The organism is Pontimicrobium sp. MEBiC01747 (genome assembly GCF_053601635.1).
Genome location: NZ_JBSHNS010000089.1, coordinates 1 through 2,135 on the forward strand (window position 1 = coordinate 1; position 2,135 = coordinate 2,135).

Annotated in this window: 2 protein-coding genes; both read right to left on the reverse strand. The window is 28.6% G+C overall.

From position 1 onward, the window contains the following. A partial coding sequence (locus ACVC2P_RS01610; RefSeq protein ID WP_452596736.1) for an SPFH domain-containing protein occupies nt 1–375 on the reverse strand: 375 nt, incomplete at its 3' end. 10 nt (nt 376–385) lie between these two features. Next, nucleotides 386–2,135, reverse strand: a 1,750-nt coding sequence (locus tag ACVC2P_RS01615; protein ID WP_452596737.1) for a VWA domain-containing protein, incomplete at its 5' end; no start/stop codon positions are given.

Below are 2,135 nucleotides of genomic sequence, written 5' to 3' on the forward strand. Positions count from 1 at the left end.
TATTGCTGGGATAATAACGCTTTGTAAATAGTCTTCTCCTCTTGTTTGGTGTAACTGCGCCACATCTGCAGACCTTGCTTCATATAATACTGATGCGTCTAATTTAATTTCTAATCCATTAGATGATAATACAGACATTTCTCTTTCAAATAGCTCTTGTTGTCTTACATTATATACAAATACTTTATTCCAAGGTGCTATTATATGAAATCCCTCTCCTAAAGGAGCTTCGTCTACTACAACACCACTTCCTAACGTTTCATACAAAACACCGCGTTCTCCTGAGCCTATTGTTATTGCAGATTTGGTAAGTATAATAAGTAATATTATCCCAATTACTACTAAGGGTACTATAATTTTTGGTAATTTTTCCATTATTTTTAGTTTAGATTAATCCGTTATATTTCCTTAGAAACCATTCTATTGCTAAGGTTAGTATGATTAGAAATAAAAGGTATTTCCAATCTATTAAAGGTACAATATTTTTATTGCTCTTTTGTATAGGTAAATATCGTTGATTGTTTAATAAATCGTTTGTTATATTGTTATAATTTGCAATAAAATAACTCTGCCCATTACTATTAGTAGCCAACTGTTGTAGTTTTGTTACATTGGCATTTAAAAATTGTTGTTCTACGTTATATTCTAGTATTTGAAATTGCCCAGATTTAGAAATAGCTTCACTAGACGCTTTTACTGTAAATGAGTATTTTGATGCTGGTAAATTACTTAAGTCTACTTGGTAATTGTTGTTTTTTAGTATAAATGGTATTGTTATTACTTTTTCTGTTTTTTTATCTTTTACTATTATATTTAAATTCTCTTTTGCATCAAATTCATAGTTTTTATTAAAAAACTGAGCTTTAACTATAACATTTGTATTACCTTGATAGAAAGACTGGTATTCTATATTTAATCTATTTTTACGCTTATTTGATGCTAAATATTGTACTAGTTTCCCTATAAAATTATCAAAATTATTAAAGCTTTGTGTGTTTATAAAACTTTGTGCTCTCCATTTCCAGATGTTTTCTCCAAATAATATAGCTTCTCGCCTATTGTTAGTTTCAAATGTAGCAAGCAAGGGTTCTTCTGTATCAAAACCACTTACTTTTTTATACAGTATAGTTTCTGTAGGAACTTTAAAGCTTGGCGCTCCAAAAGATGATGCTAATGGTGGAAAGGATTCAAAATCTAAATCTTCAACAATAAAAGCGCTATAGTTTGAATTTAAAATAGCTTGATAGTCTTCTGTTTGAGAGGTTACATCTTGTGTATAACTTTCAGCTTCTAGGTTTAAAAAATTCCAATCGGTTTTGGTTCCAGAAATTACAATTCTATTTTTATTTTCAGCATTTAGCACTTTATACAATTGCTTAAAGCTATTGTTTGGCTGATACAATATAATTAATTGAAAATCATTTAATTTACTAATTAACTCATTTGGTTTTAAAAATACAACTTCGCGTTGCTCATTGCTTTCTATACTCTTTTTAATAGCTCCTAAATCTGGATGAAGCATTGTACTTACTACAGCTACTTTTGTTTTTTGATCTATAACCTCTACTGCAAAGTTTTTACTGTTATTTATTTTATTTTTTTCTGTTTCTACAGGTACTAATGTTGCTTTGTAACTTTGTACACCAACCGTATTTGCTGGCAAGGTAAAATTTATAACTTTAGAGTTATCGTCTTTTGTAAAGTTTACAACTTGCGAGTGCACAGTAGTATTTCCAGAGGTAACTATAAATCTTGTATTTTCTTTATTATTCCCATTATATACTAAAATTGCTTCTACTGGAAACTTATTTTTTAAATACGCATATTTATTAACGTTTAGTTGTTTTAACTTTAAATCTGTGTATTGTGTTGTATCTCCTAAAATTATTGGATAAATAGATTGATTATACCGTTTTGCAGAAAACAAATAGTCGTTTCCATAGGTTTGGTTTCCATCGGTTATAACCAGCGTAGGCGAAATGGTGTTTTTGTATATTTGAGATAACTCTTTAAATGCTTTATTTATATTTGTTTTCTTCTCATTAAAGCTTAAGGAGTCGCTAATGTTTAATGTTTCTCCAAAAGAAAAAACATTAACATTAAACTTTTCATTTAATGCTTTATCACTTGTTAAT